Origin of the sequence: Streptomyces tuirus (genome assembly GCF_014701095.1) — a bacterium.
Lineage (GTDB): Bacteria > Actinomycetota > Actinomycetes > Streptomycetales > Streptomycetaceae > Streptomyces > Streptomyces tuirus.
The window spans coordinates 6,119,871-6,141,158 of sequence record NZ_AP023439.1 but is presented as its reverse complement, the minus strand read 5'-3'; the positions used below and the strand labels follow the sequence as shown (position 1 = coordinate 6,141,158).

Annotated in this window: 18 protein-coding genes; 7 read left to right on the top strand and 11 right to left on the bottom strand. The window is 73.5% G+C overall.

The window, feature by feature from the left end; translation table 11 throughout:
• Nucleotide 1 precedes the first annotated feature (1 nt).
• Together IGS69_RS27925 and IGS69_RS27920 are read right to left on the bottom strand one after the other, a co-directional pair.
• Nucleotides 2–610 carry a (2Fe-2S)-binding protein gene (locus tag IGS69_RS27925; protein ID WP_190903241.1) on the bottom strand — a complete coding sequence of 203 codons (609 nt, stop codon included), beginning with the start codon at nucleotides 608–610 and terminating at the stop codon, nucleotides 2–4.
• Complete coding sequence (locus tag IGS69_RS27920) at nucleotides 610–1,500, bottom strand: FAD binding domain-containing protein (protein WP_190903240.1); 891 nt, start codon at nucleotides 1,498–1,500, stop codon at nucleotides 610–612. The genes IGS69_RS27925 and IGS69_RS27920 overlap by 1 nt, the downstream gene beginning before the upstream one ends.
• Nucleotides 1,501–1,806: 306 nt before the next feature.
• On the opposite strand from IGS69_RS27920, the gene IGS69_RS27915 reads away from it, so the two are divergent.
• On the top strand, nucleotides 1,807–3,480 hold the full coding sequence (locus IGS69_RS27915) for a PucR family transcriptional regulator (RefSeq protein WP_190903239.1): 1,674 nt from the start codon (nucleotides 1,807–1,809) through the stop codon (nucleotides 3,478–3,480).
• A 165-nt stretch (nucleotides 3,481–3,645) separates the two neighbouring features.
• Nucleotides 3,646–4,413, top strand: a complete 768-nt coding sequence (locus tag IGS69_RS27910) for a hypothetical protein (protein ID WP_232543662.1) — start codon at nucleotides 3,646–3,648, stop codon at nucleotides 4,411–4,413.
• Nucleotides 4,414–4,698: 285 nt separating this feature from the next.
• Here the strand turns inward: IGS69_RS27910 and IGS69_RS27905 are convergent, their stop codons facing one another.
• The gene (locus IGS69_RS27905; RefSeq protein WP_190903237.1) at nucleotides 4,699–5,592 is read right to left on the bottom strand and encodes a GntR family transcriptional regulator; all 894 of its coding nucleotides are present in this window, start codon (nucleotides 5,590–5,592) and stop codon (nucleotides 4,699–4,701) included.
• Nucleotides 5,593–5,768: 176 nt separating this feature from the next.
• Here IGS69_RS27905 and IGS69_RS27900 point away from each other — a divergent pair, with 176 nt between their 5' ends.
• Together IGS69_RS27900 and IGS69_RS27895 are read left to right on the top strand one after the other, a co-directional pair.
• Entirely contained in the window at nucleotides 5,769–6,620 is an 852-nt protein-coding gene (locus IGS69_RS27900; RefSeq protein WP_190903236.1) for a (2Fe-2S)-binding protein, read from the top strand.
• 305 nt (nucleotides 6,621–6,925) lie between these two features.
• Nucleotides 6,926–7,966, top strand: a complete 1,041-nt coding sequence (locus IGS69_RS27895; protein WP_190903235.1) for a DUF2637 domain-containing protein — start codon at nucleotides 6,926–6,928, stop codon at nucleotides 7,964–7,966.
• 57 nt (nucleotides 7,967–8,023) lie between these two features.
• On the opposite strand, the gene IGS69_RS27890 is transcribed toward IGS69_RS27895, so the two are convergent.
• Together IGS69_RS27890 and IGS69_RS27885 are read right to left on the bottom strand one after the other, a co-directional pair.
• Entirely contained in the window at nucleotides 8,024–8,506 is a 483-nt protein-coding gene (locus IGS69_RS27890) for an ATP-binding protein (protein ID WP_232543661.1), read from the bottom strand.
• Between the two features lie 423 nt (nucleotides 8,507–8,929).
• Nucleotides 8,930–9,553 (bottom strand): hypothetical protein, encoded by a 624-nt coding sequence (locus tag IGS69_RS27885; protein WP_190903234.1) that lies wholly within the window; start codon nucleotides 9,551–9,553, stop codon nucleotides 8,930–8,932.
• A gap of 263 nt (nucleotides 9,554–9,816) precedes the next feature.
• Here IGS69_RS27885 and IGS69_RS27880 point away from each other — a divergent pair, with 263 nt between their 5' ends.
• Nucleotides 9,817–11,250 (top strand): transcriptional regulator, encoded by a 1,434-nt coding sequence (locus IGS69_RS27880; RefSeq protein WP_190903233.1) that lies wholly within the window; start codon nucleotides 9,817–9,819, stop codon nucleotides 11,248–11,250.
• A gap of 16 nt (nucleotides 11,251–11,266) precedes the next feature.
• Here the strand turns inward: IGS69_RS27880 and IGS69_RS27875 are convergent, their stop codons facing one another.
• Both IGS69_RS27875 and IGS69_RS27870 read right to left on the bottom strand, forming a co-directional pair.
• Nucleotides 11,267–13,009 (bottom strand): pyruvate dehydrogenase, encoded by a 1,743-nt coding sequence (locus tag IGS69_RS27875; RefSeq protein ID WP_190903232.1) that lies wholly within the window; start codon nucleotides 13,007–13,009, stop codon nucleotides 11,267–11,269.
• A 66-nt stretch (nucleotides 13,010–13,075) separates the two neighbouring features.
• Nucleotides 13,076–15,079 (bottom strand): protein phosphatase 2C domain-containing protein, encoded by a 2,004-nt coding sequence (locus IGS69_RS27870; protein WP_190903231.1) that lies wholly within the window; start codon nucleotides 15,077–15,079, stop codon nucleotides 13,076–13,078.
• A 211-nt stretch (nucleotides 15,080–15,290) separates the two neighbouring features.
• Here IGS69_RS27870 and IGS69_RS27865 point away from each other — a divergent pair, with 211 nt between their 5' ends.
• Nucleotides 15,291–15,773: a DUF456 domain-containing protein gene (locus IGS69_RS27865; protein ID WP_190903230.1), complete on the top strand. Its 483-nt coding sequence runs from the start codon at nucleotides 15,291–15,293 to the stop codon at nucleotides 15,771–15,773.
• Nucleotides 15,774–15,826: 53 nt separating this feature from the next.
• Here IGS69_RS27865 and IGS69_RS27860 read toward each other — a convergent pair whose 3' ends face one another.
• From IGS69_RS27860 to rsgA, 3 genes are all read right to left on the bottom strand, one after another.
• Complete coding sequence (locus IGS69_RS27860; protein WP_190903229.1) at nucleotides 15,827–16,321, bottom strand: methylated-DNA--[protein]-cysteine S-methyltransferase; 495 nt, start codon at nucleotides 16,319–16,321, stop codon at nucleotides 15,827–15,829.
• Entirely contained in the window at nucleotides 16,318–17,733 is a 1,416-nt protein-coding gene (locus IGS69_RS27855) for a DNA-3-methyladenine glycosylase 2 family protein (protein WP_190903228.1), read from the bottom strand. Before IGS69_RS27855 ends, IGS69_RS27860 begins: the two co-directional genes overlap by 4 nt.
• A gap of 160 nt (nucleotides 17,734–17,893) precedes the next feature.
• On the bottom strand, nucleotides 17,894–19,012 hold the full coding sequence (gene rsgA, locus IGS69_RS27850) for a ribosome small subunit-dependent GTPase A (protein ID WP_190903227.1): 1,119 nt from the start codon (nucleotides 19,010–19,012) through the stop codon (nucleotides 17,894–17,896).
• A gap of 295 nt (nucleotides 19,013–19,307) precedes the next feature.
• Between rsgA and IGS69_RS27845 the strand changes: the two genes are divergently transcribed.
• Nucleotides 19,308–19,709 (top strand): DUF4234 domain-containing protein, encoded by a 402-nt coding sequence (locus IGS69_RS27845; RefSeq protein ID WP_190903226.1) that lies wholly within the window; start codon nucleotides 19,308–19,310, stop codon nucleotides 19,707–19,709.
• Nucleotides 19,710–19,723: 14 nt separating this feature from the next.
• Here the strand turns inward: IGS69_RS27845 and IGS69_RS27840 are convergent, their stop codons facing one another.
• Nucleotides 19,724–21,217 carry a cellulose-binding domain-containing protein gene (locus tag IGS69_RS27840; protein WP_190903225.1) on the bottom strand — a complete coding sequence of 498 codons (1,494 nt, stop codon included), beginning with the start codon at nucleotides 21,215–21,217 and terminating at the stop codon, nucleotides 19,724–19,726.
• Between the last annotated feature and the right edge of the window lie 71 nt (nucleotides 21,218–21,288).

Below are 21,288 nucleotides of genomic sequence, written 5' to 3'. Positions count from 1 at the left end.
ATCAGACCGCCTCCGACTGCCGGGCGGCCGCGAGGCGGACCGCGTCCATGATCTTCTCGTAGCCGGTGCAGCGGCACAGGTTGCCCGACAGCGCCTCGCGGATGTCCGCGTCGCTCGGCGTCGGGTTGCGCTCCAGCATCTCGTCGGCCGCGACCAGCAGGCCGGGGGTGCAGAAGCCGCACTGGACGGCGCCGGCGTCGATGAACGCCTGCTGGATGGCGGACAGCTCGGTGCCCTCGCCGGTCTGCGAGTCGGTGCCCTTACCTTCCCTCCCCCAGGCTTCGCCCGGGGGGACCCCCAGCTGTGAGTCCTGGAGCGACGTACCGCAGGCTCCGGAGGCGCAGCCGCCCTCGGCACGCTGCTTGGCGAAGTCGGCGAGCCCCTCGACGGTGACGACCTCGCGGCCCTCCACCTGCCCGGCGGCGACCAGGCACGAGCACACCGGCACACCGTCCAGGCGGACCGTGCATGAGCCGCACTCGCCCTGCTCACAGGCGTTCTTGGAACCCGGCAGGCCGAGCCGCTCCCTCAGCACGTACAGCAGGGACTCGCCCTCCCACACGTCGTCGGCTTCCTGCTGACGGCCGTTGACCGTGAAGTTGACACGCATCACGCAGCTCCCTCGGTGAGGCGGCGGGTGCCGCGGTAGGACTCCCAGGTCCAGGTCAGCGTGCGGCGGGCCATGACGCCGACCGCGTGGCGGCGGTAGCTCGCGGTACCCCGGACGTCGTCGATCGGGTTGCAGGCGGCGGAGCACAGGTCCGCGAACTGCTTGGCGACCGACGGGGTGATGATCTGCCCGTTGTCCCAGAAGCCGCCCTCCTCCAGCGCGGCGTTCAGGAACTCCTCGGCGGCCTTGGCCCGGACGGGTGTCGGGGCGGCCGAGCCGATCCCGGTCCGCACGGTCCGCGTCCCGGGGTGCAGCGCGAGCCCGAAGGCGCACACGGCGATGACCATCGCGTTCCTGGTGCCCACCTTGGAGAACTGCTGCGGCCCATCGGCCTTCTTCACGTGCACGGCGCGGATCAGCTCGTCGGCCGCGAGCGCGTTGCGCTTCACGCCCGTGTAGAACGCGTCGATCGGAATGAGACGGCTCCCGCGCACCGACTCGACCTCCACCTCGGCGCCCGCGGCGAGCAGGGCGGGGTGGGCGTCACCGGCCGGGGAGGCGGTGCCGAGGTTGCCGCCGACGCCGCCGCGGTTGCGGATCTGCGGCGAGGCGACCGTGTGCGAGGCGAGGGCGAGACCCGGCAGTTCGGCGCGCAGGTTCTCCATGATCTTCGTGTACGGCACGGAGGCACCGAGCCGCACGCTGTCCTCGCCGACCTCCCACTCGGAGAGGTCGCCGATGCGGTTCAGGTCCAAGAGGTACTCGGGCCGGCGGTGGTCGAAGTTGATCTCGACCATCACGTCGGTGCCACCCGCAATCGGCACAGCTGTGGGGTGCTCGGCTTTCGCGGCGAGCGCCTCCTCCCAGCTGGCGGGGCGAAGGAAGTCCATGACCGGCTCTCTTCTTCGTCTTCTCGTGGGGCGTTCAGATTGAGCCAATCCGTGTGCGGCGGTCCCGGCTCGTTCATGTGCTGTTAACGCGTAGTGGCCTCAGTACACAGCGCGCTGCGCCAAGCGAGTCAGTCACGGAAACCATGAAGGAGTTGGCTGGCCAGGACAGGCATCTTGTAGATTCGTATGAACGGAGGTCCTCAGAAACCTCCTCGTTCTCCTGTGGAAACACGCGACACGGCCGCGTGACCTGGGACACAGCCCGGGCAGGGTTTGATTTCGAGACAAAGAACGGCGGCGACGAGAATGCGGCTGCGCGCACTGCTGGACACCGACGCGCTGGGCCTCAAGCTGCTCGGCGGCGAGGACGAGCTGGACCGCACCGTGCGGGGCGTGATGACCACCGACCTCCGCGACCCCAGCCGCTACCTCGCGGGCGGCGAACTGGTGCTCACGGGCCTGGCCTGGCGCCGGGACGCCGACGACTCGGAGCCGTTCGTCCGGATCCTGGTGCAGGCGGGCGTGACGGCCCTCGCGGCGGGCGAGGCCGAGCTCGGGGACGTCCCCGAGGACCTGGTCGTGGCCTGCGCCCGGCACCGCCTGCCCCTGTTCGCGGTGCACGAGTCGGTGGCGTTCGCGACCATCACCGAGCACGTCGTACGGCAGGTGTCCGGCGAGCGCGCCGGCGATCTCGCGGCGGTCGTCGACCGCCACCGCCGCATGATGACCTCGGGGCCCGCGGGCGGCGGCCCCGACGTGGTCCTGGACCTGCTGGGCACGGACCTGGACCTGCGGGCCTGGGTCCTCTCCCCCACCGGCCGCCCGATCGCCGGGTCGAAGGCGGCGGGGCCCGCCCTGCCGCCCGAGGCGTGCGCCCGGCTCGCCGGGGAGCACCTGGCCGCCACCCGCACCGGCCGCCGCGGCCCCCACCGCGTCACCCTGGGCGCCACGACGTACTCCCTGTTCCCGGTCCGCTCCACCGGCCGCTCCCCGCAGCCGGCCCGGGACGTCCGCGAGACCGTCCTGTCGGACTGGCTGCTGGCCGTGGAGGCCGACGCCGGGGACTGGCCCGAAGAGCGCCTGGACCTGCTCTATGGCGTCACCCAGCTGATCGCGGTCGAGCGGGACCGCCGCGACGCGGCCCGCACGGTCCGCCGCCGCCTGGCCCAGGAGGTCCTGGAACTGGTCCAGACGGGCGCGGCACCCGCCGAGATCGCCGCCCGGCTGCGCGTGGCCGCGCCGGTGCTGCTGCCCGGCCTGGGCGCCGCGCCGCACTGGCAGGTCGTGGTGGCCCGCGTCGACTGGGACGGCGAGGAGATCGAGGGCGGCCCGGTGGCGCAGGCGCTGCTGGAGGAGGTCCTCGTCGACCCCGCGGTCGCCGGGCCGGAGCACTCCGACCGCATCGCCGTGGCCCACACCGGCGGTGAGGCCATCGCCCTGGTCCCCCTCCCGGCCGTCTCCGCCGAGCACGACGGCTCGGAGACGGGCGTCCTCGCGGACGTGCTCCTGGCATCGGTACGGGAGCCCCTCACGGCCGGCCTGAACGACGACGGCCGCCTCACCCTCGGCGTCAGCGCGGCCGTCCACTCGGCGGAGGGCCTGCGGGGCGCGCTGGAGGAGGCCCGCCACGCCCGGCGCGTCGCCGCGGCCCGCCCCGGCCGGGTCTGCGCGGCCGGCCACCAGGAACTGGCCTCCCACGTCCTGCTGCTGCCCTTCGTCCCGGACGACGTCCGCCGGGCCTTCACGGCCCGGCTCCTGGACCCCCTGCGCGACTACGACCGCCGCCACCGTGCCGAGCTGATCCCCACCCTGGAGGCCTTCCTCGACTGCGACGGCTCCTGGACCCGCTGCGCCACCCGTCTGCACCTGCACGTCAACACGCTGCGCTACCGGGTCGGCCGGATCGAGCAGTTGACGAGTCGTGATCTGTCGCGGCTCGAGGACAAGCTGGATTTCTTCCTGGCACTGCGCATGAGCTGATACGCGAGGTGCCCCGGCGGCAAACCCCGGGCACCCCCGAGTCCCACGACTTTGTGAAATCCTTCACCCACCCCCTTGGCCCGGCCCGCCGATTCGTGCTGAGATGCCGCCACCACTCAACAGCTCGATGGCGTGCTCGGGGAGGGCAACGTGGCGCATACCGCCATGTCTGGTAACGGAACGACCGCCGGTGACGATCCCCTCCAGACCGCGGTATGGCGGCTGCGCTCCCGCGGGTGCTGGGCCGACGCGGCGGCCCTGCTGCTGCCGGCCACACCGGCGGCGGCGCTGCAACGCGCGTCGCTGCTGGTGGAACGGTGTCTGTACACCGAGCAGGGCTGGGAGGAGGCCGAGGACGCGCTGCGCACGGCCGAGGCGATGGCCCACAGCGACGACGAACGCGGCGCGGCCGCTTGTGAACGCGGGTACTTGGCCTACGCGGCGACGCTGCTCGCGGTACGGGACCGGGCCGACGAGGCACGGGCAGCGCTCGGCCGGGCGGCGGCACTGCTCCCTCCCGGGGCTCCCGCGCGGGCTCTGCTGGACTTCCGTCGCGGCCTGCTGGCGGAGAACCTCACGAGCGCGCCCCAGGCCGCCCGGGCCGCTTACCGCCGGGCCCACGCGGGCGCGACGGCGCACTCCGACCCGCTGCTGCTGTCCTTCACGTGGCGACACCTCGCGGGACTCGCCCTGCGGGAAGGGGAGTTGGCGGAGGCGCGGCACGGTTTCGCGGAGTCGCTGCGGATCCGGGAGGAGCTGGGCTATCTCGTCGGCACCGCCCCGGCGTTGGTGTCCCTGGCCGACACCGAGACGGAGCCGGAGGCGTCCCGGTTGCGGGAGGAGGCCCGCCGCCTGTTCCGCCTCCTCGGGGGCGTACCGACGTGGCTGTCCCGCCAGTTGGCTCCGCCGGTTCCGCCGGCTGCGACGGCTTGACGGGGGTGCGGGGTACTCGGCGTCGGTGCTGAGGCCGGGTGGGTCAGCAGCCCGGCGGTACGGGGTGCCGCTGCGCCCACCCGTGCCGCCCTTAGCGGCACGCATGCCCGCAGCTAGGCGCGCCCGCACCCGCCGTCGTACGCAAGGGGCCGTGTCGGGGGGTGTCCGCCCGCAGCGGTTGGCGCGTCAACGGACAGTCAGTCGGTATGAAGGTCCATCGCGCCGTTCCGAGGACGGACACCCCCCGGCGCGACCCCGACCCACCCCCTACGCGAAGGCGCACGCTCAGCCCGCGGCAGCCGCCCCCGCCGCACCCCCGAAGTGCTCCCCCACCAGCGCCCGCACCACATCCAGGTCACGCGCCACCAGCGCGTCCAGCAACGCCGTGTGCTCGTGCGCGTCCGCCACCAGGTCGGCCCGCCCCCGCACCCCCGGCCCACCCCCGACCAGCGGCCACTGCGCCCTGCGGTGCAGGTCCTCCGCGATCTGAACCAGTTGCTCGTTGCCCGAGAGGGACAGCACGGCCCGGTGGAACCCCCGGTCGGCCTCCGCGTAGGTCGCGCGACAGCCGGAGGACGCCGCGCGGACCGTCGCCTCCGCGAGAGGCCGCAGTTCGGCCCAGCGCTCGGCGGGCACGGTACGGGCCAGCCGCAGCATCACCGGAACCTCGATCAGCGCCCGGACCTCGGCCAGCTCCGCCAGTTCCCGCACGCCCCGCTCGACCACCCGGAACCCACGGTTCGGCACGACCTCGACGGCCCCCTCGAGGGCCAGTTGCTGCATGGCCTCCCGGACCGGCGTCGCCGAGACCCCGAACTGCTCACCCAGCACCGGCGCCGAGTACACCTCCCCGGGCCGTAGATCCCCCGCCACCAGCGCGGCCCGCAGCGCGTCCAGAATCTGCCCCCGCACGGAGGCCCGCTGCACCACCGGCCGAACCCGCGGAACGACAGGCACGACCGGCGCGGGCGGCGCGGGCGGCTCACTGTGCGTATGCTCCCCCCGCACCACCGCCTCGCCGCCCTGCCGCGGCACCCGCACCTGAGCAGCGGCAGCCGAAGCGGCACGGGCACCGGCAGCGGCACCGGCACCGGCACCGGCACCGGCAGCCGACCGTCCCCGACCCACCCCCACCCACGGAACCCCCGTCTCCGCGGAGCCCTGCGCTCCCTGCCTCACAGGTCCTCCTCCGGACGTATCGGTACTTGGGGTCATTACGGCGGGTTGTTACTCGTCCGTCAAGCACCATAAGCGCCCCGGCCCCCAGTTCACATCCCCGTTCAATTTCCGGAGATCTTGAGTAAGGTTAGGCTTACCTTTAAGAGCCCCGTTTCCCCCGACGGATCGGTGATCACATGCCTGCGCCCGTTTCGGCCGTCTCCGGCGCCTACACCCGCCTGGCCGAGGTCCTCCCGGGCCTGGCGGTCACCGAACTGGACGCCGACGCCGAGACCCCGCACGGCGGCGGCTGGACCACGGCCGCCGACCTCGCGGCCGCGGGCCCCGCCCTCGACCGCTTCCTCGCATGGGACGTGGCCCAGATCGAACGGGACTACGGCCGCCAGGCCCGCCCCGACGTCGTCGCCACCTTCGGCCTGCACCGCTACGCCTGGCCCGCCTGCCTCCTGATCACCGTGCCGTGGTTCCTGCACCGCCGCGTCCCCCGCTACCCCGTGACCCACGTCTCGTACGACCGCACCGCCCCGGGCCACGCCCTCGGACGCATGGCCGTCCGCCCCGCCGGCTTCGCCTGCCTGCCCGGCGACGAGGCGGCCGCCCTGCCCGGCGCCCGGGTCGTCCCGGACGAGGAGGCGCTGCGGGCGGAGGTACGGTCGGCGGTCGCCGAGCACCTGGAGCCGGTCCTGACCGGCTTCGGCCCCCGGATGCGGCGCCGCGGACGCGCCCTGTGGGGCATGGCGACCGACGAGATCGTCGAAGGGGTCTGGTACATCGCCCAGCTGCTCGGCGAGATCGAGGAGCGGCGCGCGATGCGCGAGCTGGAGCTGCTCCTGCCGGGCGCGACCAAGCCGTACGTCGGCACGGCGGCGTTCCGGGAGCTGGCCGGCCCGGGCGGCCAGCCGCTGCTCACCCGGGACCGCGCGAGCTGCTGCATGTTCTACACACTCCGCCCCGAGGACACCTGCGCCACCTGCCCGCGCACCTGCGACTCGGACCGCGTCACCAAGCTTCTGGCAACGGCGAGTTGAGCTTCCGCGGGGCCGGATCCGCCCCCGCCGTCCCGTAAGATCATCACGGAACCGGACACCCGTACGCCCACAGGCGGTTCACATCATCCTCACGTGTCACGGGAACTTTCCGGGGAACCACTCGTACGGGTAGTCTTGTTCGAACTCAACTCCCCCCCCTCAAGCGGCAGTTCGAGCAGAACGCCGCCCTGGGCATTCCCTTGCACCTCCTTGGCGGCCTCTTGCCCCGAAACCCCCTGAGGGCCGACGGGATTGGGCCACTATGGCGGGCGTTACGCCCTATCCCAATGCAAGGGACCACCCAGATGAGACTGACCGACATATCGCTGAACTGGCTGCTTCCGGGCGCCGTGCTTTTCCTGGGCATGCTGGCGGCGGTGGCGGTGCTCGCGCGCGGCAAGCGCTCCTCGGTCAAGGACACGAGCGCGGACGACTCCTGGGAGCGCAGCGAGGAACGCCGCAGACGCAAGGAAGCCGTCTACGGCACCCTCTCTTACCTCCTCCTCTTCTGCTGTGCGGCCGTCGCCGCCCTGCTGTCCTTCCACGGCCTGGTCGGCTTCGGCGAGCAGAACCTCGGGCTCTCCGGCGGCTGGCAGTACCTCGTCCCGTTCGGCCTGGACGGCGCGGCGATGTTCTGCTCCGTCCTCGCGGTGCGCGAGGCCAGCCACGGTGACGCGGCGCTCGGCTCCCGGATACTGGTCTGGACGTTCGCCTTCGCCGCGGCCTGGTTCAACTGGGTGCACGCGCCCCGGGGCATCGGTCACGCGGGTGCCCCCCACTTCTTCGCGGGCATGTCCCTGTCGGCGGCGGTCCTCTTCGACCGCGCGCTGAAGCAGACCCGCCGGGCCGCCCTGCGGGAGCAGGGCCTGGTGCCGCGCCCGCTGCCGCAGATCCGTATGGTGCGCTGGCTGCGGGCCCCCAGGGAGACCTACCGCGCCTGGTCGCTGATGCTCCTCGAGGGTGTGCGCAGCCTGGACGAGGCCGTCGACGAGGTGCGCGACGACCGGCGCAAGAAGGAAGAGGCGCGGCAGCGGCGGCGTGACCAGCAGCGCGTGGAGCGGGCCCAGCTGAAGGCGATCAGCCGCGGCCACCGCGGCCACTTCGGCCGGGGTGCCGGACGCCAGCTGGAGGTGCAGGTGGAGCGCGGCTCCTCGCAGGTCACCGCGGAGCCTGCCATATCGGCGCCGGAGCCCCTGCCCGTGCGCTCGCGTCCCTCCCTTCAGCCGGTGCGCAAAGGAGCTGACCCCGTGACGGTCGACCTCACCGCGGAGGACGACACCATGGCGCTGCCGCGGCTGGACTCCCTGGAGCGCAAGCTCAAGGACCTTGAGCAGCAGTTCGGTTAGCCGAGCCGGAGCGAAGCGCCGAGGGGGCGTGGCCTGCGGGCCGCGCCCCCTCGGCGTTCACGCCGCCTCCGCCTCCAGCTCGAACCAGACGGCCTTGCCCACGCCGTGCGGCCGGACCCCCCAGGCGTCCGCGAGGGACTGCACCAGCAACAGGCCCCTGCCGTTCGTACCGTCGTCGGCGACCGGTACACGCAGCCGGGGCCTGCGGGCCACGAAGTCCCGCACCTCCACCCGCAGTCCGTGGGGCCCGACCGTGGCCGTCAGGACCGCGTCGTGGTCGGTGTGGACGATCGCGTTGGTGACGAGCTCGCTGGTCAGCAGCTCCGCCACATCCGACTGCCCGTGCTTCCCCCACTGCCCGAGCAGTTCCCGCAGGGCCCTTCGGGCTTCCGGGACGGCCCGCAGGTCCGCCCGCCCGAGTCTGCGCCTCAACTGCGGTGCCGGATCCCGCTCCGTGATGTCGTCGGCCCCGTCCTCCACTGTCTTGGTCGAGTAGCTCCCGATCGCTATGGGACCGCCTCGTCGTGCCTGCCTCTCCATGACCCCCGCCCGCGCGCCGATGTCGGTTCCCCTCCTGCTCGAACATGTTCACGGGGATCCATGCCCCAACGGGAACGCGGCAGTCATGTCGAATTGTCAACGACCGGGTGTTCGGCCACCGGAACGGGACGGGCGGCCCGGGGGCGGGGCGCCGAGCGGTACGACGCTGCGGGTGAGGGGGACAAGAGGGTAGCCGGTCAGGGTCCGCGGGTGGATCCTGACCGCCGGAGATCGGACGATGGGCCGATGGCCGGCTGCCGATCCCTGCGTACAGGGTGAAGGGCTGGGGCGACGGGCCTCCACGCACGGCGCTCCGGCGAAATTGGCCGAAGTACGACGTCTTGACATCCGCCGGGACCGGTACGGGGCCGTCCTCCCCACCCCCGTGGCGGGAGGACGGCCCCGGCCTTCCGGCGCGAGCGGTCAGTACAGCTTGTTGACGGCGGTGGTCGTGGTCTTCTTGAAGGCGGCCACGGGGGCGTCGTCGAAGTCGCCCATCTGGCCCCACTGCACGACCGTGACGGTCCTGCCGTCCCGCCCGACGGACAGCAGCGAGATGTCCGTGGCACCCCAGGACGTCTCGGTGTGCAGGCCGCGGACGTGGGCGCCCTCCTCGACCGGCAGGGTGCCGTAGTCCCGGCCCTCGGCCTCGACGTCGGGGTCGTTCTGCTCGATGCGGTCGGCGCAGGTGCGGATCAAATCGTCGTAGTGCTTCGCCAGGGCCTTGGCCAGGGCGGCCGTGTCCGCCACGACGGTCAGCTGCACGGCGCCGGTGTCCAGGTCGGTCCGGAACTGCCGGTGCCGGTAGTCGTAGGAGGGCACGCCCTCCGTGCTCACGCAGAAGCCGAGTTCCTCCGGGAACCCTTCGGTGACCGGGCCGGCCGTCCAGGCCGAGGTCGGGTGCGGCGGCAGCTGGGACGCCGACAGGAACGTGGGGGCGGCGGCCTTCGGCGCGGCGCCGGCAGCCGGTGCCGTGAGGACCGTGCCCGCCGCGAGGGCGGCGACGGTGAGTGCGGTGAGCGCGCTGGCTCGGAGGTGCTTGGGCATGGGTGTTCCCCCGTGGATGAGTGCGTGGACGAGGCGTGGACGAATGCAGACGGCGTGGATGCCGGATGCCGCCGCGAGGCCGGCTGGTCGGCCCGGGCCTGCTCGGTGCGACACCAAAAGCATCAGCGGTCACACCGGGCGGGCGCAACAGCCGGCGTTCGATCGGGCACGGTGGAACCATCCCAGCCCGTCTGACGTGCAGGTACATGGAGTGCCTGGGATGCCGTTCCGGGCCGGGTCGGACCTACGAGGACGGGGGAACGGTGTCGGCACAGAGCGACGTCGACGACGTCGGGGAGTTCGCGGCGCTGCTGAGGGCGCTGAAGGAGCGCACGGACCGCAGCTACGGTTCGCTGGCCCGGCGTCTGGCCATGAACACCTCGACCCTGCACCGCTACTGCGCGGGCGACGCGGTCCCGCTCGACTTCGCGCCGGTGGAGCGCTTCGCCGCCCTGTGCGGGGCGTCCCCGGAGGAACGTCTGGAACTGCACCGCCGCTGGCTCCTGGCGGTGGCCGCGCGGCAACGGCCCCGGACGGCGGCTGCGGCCGGTACTGCGCAGGAGAGCGAGGTCGCCGCCGGGGCGGACGAACCGGAGCACGCACCGGACGTCGTCAACGGATTGACGGACGGCCAGGTACCCGACCCGGTGGACAGCCCGGTATCCGACGCGGCGGACGACGGGATGGACAGCTCGGTTACCGACGCGGCGGACGGCCCGGGGCACGCCCCTGCGGGAGACCCCCCGCTCCCCCGCCGGCCCTGGTACCGCCGCAGACGCGTCGCGGTCGGACTGGCCGCCGTCTGCGTGGTGCTCGCGGCGCTCGGGAGCCTCGCCGCACTGCCGGACGGGCGGCGTACGCCGGCCGGCGACCGGGCCGGCTCGGCCGGTCCGGCCCCCTCCGCCATGACGGAGACCAGGGCACCGGACCGGCGCGGCGCCTCGCCCACTCCGAGCGGCGGCTCCCCGGCTCCCCGGCGGTCCTCTCCCTCCGCCGCCCCGAAGCAGCTGAAGCCCTCCCCGCGCACCACCCCGCGCACCACCCCGCGCACCACCCCGCCCACCGGCGGCTCCGCGCCCACCCCGCCCCTCACCTGGTCGGCCAACTCCCAGGCCTGGGAGCTCGGCTGCGCTCACGACTACGTCATCGCCAGGCCGCCCGGGCAGGTGGCGCCGCCGCCCGTCCCGCAGGACGCGGGCGTCTGGGCCGCGTCGCAGAACGCGGTGCACGGCGGCGAGACCCTCGTGGAGCTGACCGTGCAGGGGCGGACCGACACGGCCGTCGTGCTGGAGGCGCTGCGCGTACGCGTGGTGGGGCGGACGGCCCCGGCGCAGGGCAACGCCTACGCCATGGACCGGGGCTGCGGCGGTTCCATCACGCCGCGCTCCTTCGAGGTGAACCTGGACAAGGACCGCCCCATCGCCCGCGCGGTCGCCGGGAGCGACGCGGGTACGCCGGTCCCGGCGGTGCGCATGCCGTACCGCGTCTCGGCGCGGGATCCCGAGGTGCTGCTGGTCAACGCCAGGACCCAAGGGTGCGACTGCCGCTGGTACCTGGAGCTGGACTGGTCCTCGCAGGGCCGCACGGGCACGGTCCGGATCGACGACGCCGGCCGCCCGTTCCGCACCAGCGGCATCAAGGGGCTGCCCCGCTACGTGTACGAAACCTCCGCACGCGCGTGGGTGCCCTACAGCTAGAACATGGGCCCTACAGCTAGAAGCGGGGCACGTTGCGCAGGTTGGAGCGGGCCATCTGCAGCATCCGGCCGACCCCGCCGTCCAGCACCATCTTCGAGGCGGACAGGGCGAAGCCGGTCACCATCTCGGCCTTGATCTTCGGCGGGATGGACAGGGCGTTGGGATCGGTGACGACGTCGACGAGGGCCGGCCCCTTGTGCTTGAAGGCGTCTTTCAGGGCGCCGGGGAGGTCCTTGGGCTTCTCGACGCGCACCCCGTACGCACCGCAGGCGCTGGCGACGGCGGCGAAGTCGGGGTTCTTGTTCGCGGTGCCGTACGAGGGGAGGCCGGCGACCAGCATCTCCAACTCGACCATGCTGAGGGAGGAGTTGTTGAACAGCACGACCTTCACGGGCAGGTCGTACTGCACCAGCGTCAGGAAGTCGCCCATCAGCATGGAGAATCCGCCGTCGCCGGACATCGACACGACCTGCCGTTTGCGGTCGGTGAACTGGGCGCCGATCGCCATGGGCAGCGCGTTCGCCATCGACCCGTGGGAGAAGGAGCCGATGACCCGGCGGCGGCCGTTGGGTGAGATGTAGCGGGCGGCCCAGACGTTGCACATGCCGGTGTCGACGGTGAACACGGCGTCGTCGGAGGCCACTTCGTCGAGCACGGACGCCACGTACTCGGGGTGGATCGGCACGTGCTTCTCGACCTTGCGGGTGTACGCCTTCACCACGCCTTCCAGCGCGTCGGCGTGCTTCTTCAGCATCCGGTCGAGGAAGCGGCGGTTCTTCTTCTCCTTCACGCGCGGGATCAGACAGCGCAGCGTCTCCCGTACGTCGCCCCACACCGCGAGATCCAGCTTGGAGCGGCGGCCGAGGTTCTCGGGCCGGACGTCGACCTGGGCGATCTGCACGTCGTCGGGGAGGAACGCGTTGTAGGGGAAGTCGGTGCCGAGCAGGATCAACAGGTCGCACTCGTGGGTGGCCTCGTAGGCGGCGCCGTAGCCGAGCAGCCCGCTCATGCCGACGTCGAAGGGGTTGTCGTACTGGATCCATTCCTTGCCGCGCAGGGCGTGCCCGACCGGGGACTTGATCTTCCCGGCGAATTCCATGACCTCGGCGTGCGCGCCGGCCGTGCCGCTGCCGCAGAAGAGGGTGACCTTGCCCGCGCCGTCGATCATCTCGACGAGCCGGTCGATCTCGGCGTCGCCCGGGCGGACCGTCGGGCGGGAGGTGACGAGGGCGGACTCGGCGGCCTTCTCCGGGGCGGGCCGGTCGGCGATGTCGCCGGGCAGGGTGACGACGCTGACGCCGCTGCGTCCGACGGCGTTCTGGATGGCGGTCTGCAGCAGCCGCGGCATCTGCTCCGGGCTGGAGATCATCTCGCTGTAGTGGCTGCACTCGCTGAACAGCCGGTCGGGGTGGGTCTCCTGGAAGTAGCCGAGGCCGATCTCGCTGGACGGGATGTGCGAGGCGAGGGCGAGGACCGGGGCCATGGAGCGGTGGGCGTCGTAGAGGCCGTTGATGAGGTGGAGGTTGCCGGGGCCGCAGGAGCCGGCGCAGGCCGCGAGCCGGCCGGTGATCTGCGCCTCGGCACTGGCGGCGAAGGCGGCGGTCTCCTCGTGCCGGACGTGGATCCAGTCGATGGCGGAGTTGCGGCGGACGGCGTCGACGACCGGGTTGAGGCTGTCGCCGACGACTCCGTAGAGATGTTTGACCCCGGCGCGGGTCAGGATGTCGACGAACTGTTCCGCGACGTTCTGTTTGGCCATGGCTCTCGTCTGCCCCTTCGGTCTCCTGGGATCCCTCCGGGTTCCATCAAGTCACACCGGTGGCGCTCACGCCTCCCAGACCGCGGCGGCCGTGCGGTCGTCCGCATATCCCTTGACCCGTACCTGGGAGTCGGCGAGGAACGCGGCGAGGCCGGGCGGTTCGGGGCGGGACCACCGCTCGGCGAGGTACTCGCCCAGTTCGGGCTCGCCGCGCAGGGGGTCGGCGAGGCCGCCGCTGCACATCAGGAGCGTGTCACCCGGGCGGGCGACCGAAGTCCGGAAGCGGAAGGGCTCGCGGGGCGGCTCCGGGGCCGGTTCGTACGGGCTGGGCGGGGTCGGAATGCCCAGGTCCATGGTGAGCCGGTCGCCCTCGGGGGTCTCGGAGGGCGGCGAGCCGAAGCCCAGGACGGGCTCGCCCTTGACGTCGGCGACCCGCGGCTCGATGTCCTGCCACTCCCCCTCCCGCAACCGGAACAGTCCGCCCGGTCCGACCCCGAAGAACACCCGGGTCCGGCAGCCGGGGTCGGCCGACAGCAGGAGACAGCGCAGGCTGGCCGCGTACTCCTCGGGGTCGACGCCCTGCTCGGAGGCGCTGGCCCGGAGCTTGCCGAGACTGCGGTCGATGAGCCGGTGCAGCCCGGACTTGAGGTCGCCGCGCCGGCCGTCCCTTATGTCCTCGACCAGGCGCGGGTGGCTGCGTCCGACGGCCCGGCCGATCCAGTGACAGGCCTCGGCGGCGGCCCGGTGCGCACCCGGTGTGGCCCGGGCCCCGGTCGCCATCGCCACCAGCAGCAGCGCGTGCTCGCCCGTCCCGAACCGGGCGGTGAGCAGCGAGTCCCTGCGGGGCTCGCCCCGGTACCGCGCCGAGTCCCCCCGCACGGAGACGGCCCGCAGGGTGCAGGCCCCGTACCGGGCCCCGTCCAGCACCGTGTCCGGCACGAGATCGTCGAGGTCGTCCGGATCGGCGGCCGGGAGAGCGGTGGGTTCGGCGTCGTACGTGGGGGGCCGGGTTCCGACGTGGCCACGGGGCCGGGGGGTGGGAGCCGGGCGCTCGATCCGGGGGCCGTCCTGGCCGGGAGGGGGATTCGTGGTGGGCGGAGTGTCGACGGGGGACGGCGATCCCGACCGGGGCTCGGCGGCACGTGGCTCCGCGGTGCGGGGATCCGGGGTACGTGAGGCCGGGGTGCGTGAGTCTGCGGTGCGTGAGTCAGTGGGCGGCGGCTCGGCGGGGCGCGGCGGTGCGGGCGGCCGGCCGGTCGGAGCGGGGGGCGGGGCGTCGTGGGGCGCGGCGGCGGTGGCCGGTGGGGCGGGGCTGGCGGGCGGCTCCGATGCCGCGGCGGGGCGCGCCTCGGGGTCCTGCCAGGCCGGAGGGGCCTTGGGGGGTGGGGGAACGGGGTGCGTCCCGGAGGCGGAGAACGTCGGGGCCGGGGGCTGCCCCGGGCGCTCCGAGGGCGGAGGCGGGGCGGCTGTGGGCGGGGGTGGGGGTGGGGCAGGGGTGGGCGGTGGTGCGCCGCCGGTTCGCTCGCCCGAGGAGGGCCGGTCAGGGCCCGCCGCGGCGGGAGCCGCCCTGCCCGGCCCGTCATCCGGGGACGGACGCGGAGCCGCCGTGGGCGGGGGCGGGCCGGCCGCCTGCTCACCCGTGGGCGGACGGGACCCGGCCGGGCCCGGGGACGCGCTGCCCGGCCGCTCCTGCGAACGGGTCCGCTCCGGGCGGCCCGGCGGGTTCGGTGCGGCCGGGAAGCTCATGGGCCCGGTGGGCCGGGGCGGCGGTGGCTCCCAGGGGGCGCGCTGCGGGGCCCGGCCGTTCGGGCGGGGCGTCGCCGGGGCGTCGTCGGCCCCGGTCCGGGGTGCCGGAACCCCCGGCTCCGAGCCGGGGGGCCGCGCCGCCGGCCGGTCCGAGGGACCGGTCCGCCCCTCCGCCGCGTCTCCCACCGCCCCCGACGCCGACGCGAACCGGTCGTCCAGGGAATCCCGTGCCGGTGTGGGGCCCGTGTCGTCGGTGGAGTCCTCGTACAACTCCCTCCACCAGTCGTCCTCGTGACCGGTGGGCCTTCCCCCCTGCTGGCTCATGCCCGTAATTGTCCACCGCACGAGCCGGATGAAAACGGGGCTTGTGGAAAAAACCGGCCGGCCGCGGGCAGGTGAACGGCGCCTCGGGTGAGCGATAGAACGGTCATCCGAAATCCGGGGTCCGGCGGCGCGCGGGCGGCTGACCTGCGGGTCTGGGGCCCGGCCAGGCTTCTGACCTGCGTGTTCTCCCGTGTTCCGGCAGGCTGGTCAGATGGGAGTGTGGGACCTCCTGCTGGTCGGGCTGGTCATCCTGCTCGGGCTGTGCGGAGTGCTGCTGCCCGCCATGCCGGGATCGTTGCTGGTGTGGGCCGCGGTCATGTGGTGGGCGCTGAAGGATCCGCAGCCCGTCGCATGGTGGGTGCTGGTCGGGGCCACGGTCCTGCTGCTGCTCTCCCAGGCCGTCCGCTGGGCGCTGCCGCCGCGGCGGTTGCGCATGAACCGCACCACCCGCCGCATGCTGGCCTGCGCCGGCACCGGATCCGTCCTCGGCTTCGTCCTGGTCCCGGTCCTCGGCGCGATCCCGGGATTCCTCGGCGGTGTCTACCTCTTCGAACGGCTCCGCCTCGGCCGGCACGCCGACGCGGTGGCCGCCCTGCGCACGGTCATGCGCGCGGGCGGCTCCAGCATCCTGGCTGAACTGTTCACCTGCCAGCTGATCGCGGCGGCCTGGGTGGGCGCGGTCGTCTGGGGCTGAGCCTTCAGCCCTCAGCCCTGAGTCCTCAGCCGTGAGTCCTCAGCCGTGAGCCCTCAGGCACGCAGCACGCCCTCGTGGGTCAGCAGCCGTACCTTGCGGTCCAGGCCTCCCGCGTATCCGGTCAGTGCGCCGTCCGCGCCGATCACCCGGTGGCACGGGCGGACCACCAGCAGCGGATTCGCGCCGATCGCACCGCCGACGGCCCGCACGGCCGCCCGGGGCGCCCCGATGCGCGCGGCGATCTCGCCGTAGGTCGTGGTCGAGCCGTAGGGGATGTCGTCCAGCGCGGCCCAGACCTTCTCGCGGAAGGCGGTGCCCTCGGTGCGCCAGGCCAGGCGGAACTCCTTCAGCTCCCCGGCGAAGTAGGCGGCGAGCTGCTCCTCGGCCTCCCGGAAGGGCCCGGGGTCGCGCCGCCAGTCCTCCCGCACCTCGCGTCCGCCCTTCTGGCCGGGCACCGACAGTGAGGTCAGCTCGCCGGTCGGGGCGGCGGTGAGGAGCAGCGGCCCGAGGGGGCCGGGCACGCTCGTCCAGTAGGTCGGGCAGGTCATCGGGACTCCCACTCCCCTGCTGCGCGCAGGTGGTTCAGTGCGTACGAGCGCCAGGGGCGCCAGCTGTCGGGGACGTCGAGGCCGGGCGGGGCGACGTCCGGGTCGCCGAGGGCGCGGGTGCGGATCTCGGCCACCGTACGGGCGTCCAGGCCGGGCACGGCCAGCAGGGCGTCCTGCGCCTCGTCCCGGTCGGCACCCGGGTCCAGGCGTACGGCGTGGTCGGCGAGGGCGGCGGTGAGCGCGCCGAGGGTGCCGCCGGGCTCGGCAGCGGCGAGCACGGCCGGCTCGGGGAAGAGGTGGGTGAGGCTGCCGCAGGGGGCGTCGAGGGCCTTGCCGTAGCGGTGTACGAGCCGTTCCGCTTCCGTGCGGCCGGTGAGTGCGCGCACCGCGAGTTCCTCCGGGTCGGCGGTGCCCGGCGAGCGCAGCCCGGGCCGGGCTGCGACCAGGGGCGCGAGCCGCGGGTCGGCGGCGAGGCGCTGGTCGACGGCGTAGGGGTCGGCGTCGAGGTCGAAGAGGCGCCGCAGCCGCTGGACGGCGGTGGTCAGGTCGCGCGGGTCGGTGAGGTGCAGGCGGGCGTCCAGCCAGCCCCCGGGGTGGGCGCCGGGCCCGGTCCGGGCGGCGCCGGGGCGTTCGTCGACTGCGACGATGCCGGTGCCGTACGGGAGGCGGAGGGTGCGCCGGTAGGTGCGGGTGCCGCGCTGTCCGCTCACCTCCTCGATGCCGGGTACGGTCTCGTGTGCGAGCAGGTCGAAGACGGGTCCGGCCCGGTAGGGGCCGCGGTGGGCGAGCCGGAGCGGGATGCCGGCGTTCGGGGTGGCCGTACGGCGGGCCCGGCCGTGCTTCGGCGCGGCGGCGCGCAGCTCGCTGGGGGTCGACGCGTACACCGCCCGGATGGTGTCGTTGAACTGCCGCACGCTGGCGAAGCCCGACGCGAACGCGATCTCGGTGATCGGAAGCCCGGTGGTCTGCACGAGGACGCGTGCGGTGTGGGCCCGCTGGGCCCGGGCGAGGGCGACCGGCCCGGCGCCGAGTTCGGCGGTGAGCTGCCGCTGCACCTGCCGTGCGCTGTAGCCGAGGCGTCCGGCGAGCCCGGCGACGCCTTCCCGGTCGACCACGCCGTCGGCGATCAGCCGCACGGCCCGGCCCACCACGTCGGCGCGGACGTTCCACTCGGCGGAGCCGGGCACCGCGTCCGGACGGCACCGCCGGCAGGCCCGGAAGCCCGAGCCCTGCGCGGCGGCGGCCGTGGCGAAGAACCGTACGTTGGCCCGCTTGGGGGTGACCGCGGGGCAGCTCGGCCGGCAGTAGATGCCGGTCGTCCCGACGGCGAAGAAGAACACGCCGTCGAAGCGGGCGTCACGACTGCGCACGGCCTCGTACCTGGTGTCCTCGTCCGTTCCCTGGTCTGTCACAGGTCCAGTCTCCGCCGGCGGCCGACCGGCCGCTGGCGGAAATCGGACACCGCGATGCGGGGGTGCCCGGCAACGGCGACGCGGTCGGCATCACGCCCCGTCAGGGGCGCGGGGAACTGCGCGAGCGCGCCGCAGGCTCCGGTACCGCGGCGCGAGACGGCTACGCGCGCCAGTGCGCCCCCCGCTTCGCCTCCATCGCGGCCCTGCCCATCGCCCCCTTCCGCTTCCAGTCCTTGCGGATCTCGGCACGGAGGCGGGCGTCGGTCTTGGCGACGATGCGCTGGTTCTCCCGCAGCAGCTTGCGGTAGCTCTCCAGGCGCCGCTGCGGTAGCTCGCCGCTGTCGATGGCGGCCAGCACGGCGCACCCCGGCTCCGCCTCATGGGCGCAGTCGTGGAAGCGGCAGCGCTCGGCCAGTTCCTCGATCTCGGAGAAGACCTGCCCGACGCCCGTCTCGGCGTCCCAGAGTCCGACGCCGCGCAGTCCGGGGGTGTCGATCAGGACGCCCCCGCCGGGCAGGACGAGCAGGTTGCGGGTGGTCGTGGTGTGGCGGCCCTTGCCGTCGACGTCGCGGGTGGCCCGGACGGTCATGACGTCCTCGCCGAGCAGCGCGTTGGCGAGGGTCGACTTGCCCGCGCCGGACTGTCCGAGCAGCACGGACGTCCCTCCGCCGACGAGCGCGGCGACGACGTCGAGCCCGTCCCCGTCGACGGAGCTGACGGGCACGACCGGCACGCCGGGCGCGCTCGTCTCCACGTCCTGGACGAGGTGCCCGCGGGTCACGGCGTCCGGCACGAGGTCGGCCTTGGTGAGGACGACGACGGGCTGGGCCCCGGATTCCCAGGCGAGCGCGAGGAAGCGCTCGATGCGGCCGAGGTCCAGCTCGCCCGCGAGGGACACGGCGATGACGGCGTGGTCGACGTTGGCCGCGAGGATCTGCCCCTCGGACCGCTGCGAGGAGGTGGAGCGGACGAAGGCGGTGCGGCGCGGCAGGCAGGTGCGGACGTAGCGCGGGTTCCCGCCGGGCTCGACGGCGACCCAGTCGCCGGTGCACACGACCCGCAGGGGGTCGTGCGGGGTGACGAAAGCGGTGTCGGCCCGCAGCGGCCCGTCGGCGGTGACGACGTCGCACTGCCCGCGGTCGACCCGTACGACCCGGCCCGGCAGCAGGCCTTCGGCCTCGTACGGCGCGAACTCGGCCTCCCAGCCCGCGTCCCAGCCGTACGGCTGAAGCGGATGCGAGGCAGACGAGGACGAACCCGGGAGAGAGGAGAAAGACAAGGGGTGACCCTTCACAAGGGTGGCCCCGGCGGCGCGCTCGAAGGCGCTGGGAGAAAGGGGTCAGCCGGAGGCCACGGAGGTGGACTTGATGAACTTCCGGATGCGGGCAGCGCCCGTCTCGAAGACAGCCATCGATCACACCTCCTGCTCGTCACACGGCCGACGGCGGCAGCACCGGGCCGCCGCGCGATTCGCCCCCACCATAGAGGCGTGCGCCCCCCGGGCGCCACGGAATTAAGGCACGACGCGCACGTGGTGGGCGGACGTGGTGCACTGGAATGACGGGAGGTGCAGCATGTCAGGTCGCGCAGGCAAGACCCGCAACATCTTTCTCGTGTGGCTGATCTGGCCGCTGATCACACTGGGTATCTACCACCTGGTCTGGTACTACAAAATCAATCGCGAGGCCCGGGAATTCGATTCACGGATCGAGGTCAATCCGGCGCTTGCCGTGGTGGCCATCACCCTCGGCTGGCTGCTGATCGTTCCGCCCTTCGTGTCGGTCTACAACACCGGTGTGCGCATTGCCCGCATGCAGCAGTCGGCCGGGATGGAGCGCAGCTGCAACCCCTGGATCGGCCTCATTCTCTACATCGTGGCCGTGCTGTTCCCGCTCTACTACCAGCATGAGCTGAACCAGATCTGGGCTCGGTACCAGAACGCGGAAGAGGGCGAGCAGGTGCCGCTTGCCGCCTGACGAAGGGGAGTTCGTCAACGGCCCTGCGCGCAGGCGTGCCCGTTCACCTCGAAGTCGTACGGCGGGGAGTTCTTGCCGTGCCAGGAGGCGATGAAGCCGAAGGCCAGGTCGCCGCCGGCGGGGACCGACTTGTTGTAGTCGGCGGCGGTGGCGGTGACGCGGGAGCCGTCCTGGGAGACCGAGGCGTCCCACATCTGGCCGACCTTCTGGCCGTCGCGGAAGGACCAGGCGACGCGCCAGGAGTCGAGGGACCGGGCGCTGGTGACGGTCACGGTGGCCTGGAAGCCGTCGGGCCACTGGTTGACCAGGTCGTACTCGACCCGGCAGACGGGGTCGCCGCTCTCGTCCGGCTCGGGGCGGCCGGTGGGCGAGGAGGTGCCCTGCGGTTCGGTGTGGCGGTTCCTGTCCTGCGGCGTGCCGGACTTCTTCAGCTGCTTCGTGCCCTGGGTGGTCCGTTCGGCCGGCTTGGAGGCGGCCGGCGGCAGGGACGGGGCGGACGGCAGGGGCGGAGCGGGGTCGGCCACCGGCTGGCGGTCGGTGCCGCCGGGCGCGCCGAGTTCGTCGTCTCCACCGCCGAAGGGCATCAGTGAGACACCGAGGGCCAGTGCGGAGACCAGGACGGCGGCAACAAGGAGGCCGTTGCGGGCGACGCGCGCCTTCTGTTCGCCGTCCTGCGGTTCACCGGCCGCCTTGTCGGCCGGGCCGGTGCGGCCCGCGCCGAGCCGCACCTCGGCGGCGCGGCGGCGGCGCTCCAGGTAGGCGAGGCCGCCCCAGCCGATCACCCCGCCGGCCAGCGCCCCGGGCAGGGAGCCGCCGTGCAGGCGCAGACAGGCCGCGGCCTCGGCGCACTGCGTGCAGGTGGCGAGGTGCCGGGAGAGGTCGCCGGGGGTCTCGGCGGCGGAGGAGCGGGTGACGGCGTCCAGCAGCCGGGCGTAGCTGCGGCACTGTGCGTCCATCGGCGTGTCGAGGTGGTTGCGGTGGCAGCGGTCCCGGAACAGGGTGCGCACCTGCTGGAGTTCCTCGGCGGCGCCGGCCGGGTCGAGGCCGAGACGGCGGGCGACCAGGGGCAGCGGCAGCGCCTCCACCTCGGTGAACCACAGCAGTTCCGCGTCCGCCTGCTGCAGATCGCGCAGGCCGCGCAGCGCGAGCGGGCGCTGCAGGGGCGGGCCGGTGTAGCGGGCGGCCTTGTCCGAGTTGAGCCACAGGCGCAGGTCGGGGTCGAGTTTGTGGCCCTGCCCCGCCTCCTCCCAGGCCGCCGCCGTGGTGCGTACGGAGGTCAGCAGCAGGGGTATGCGGGGCAGCCGGGCCGGGCGGCGTGCGGTGCCGCGGACCGGGCCGGTGTCGGCGGCGCGGGCCTCGCGTATGCCGTGCGCGAACGCCTCGCGGCCGAGCTGCGCGGCGGCCGTGGAACCGGAGGTGCACAGGTCCGCGTACGCGAGGACGGCGTCCCAGCACTCGGAGAACAGCGCGGCCTCGGTGGCGTCCTGAGGGGTCGGCAGGTCGGGCATGAGTCTCCTGCATCCACAAGCGAGGTCAACTCACCGGATCGGCATCGGAGTTGGGGGGAACCTCGCGGCAG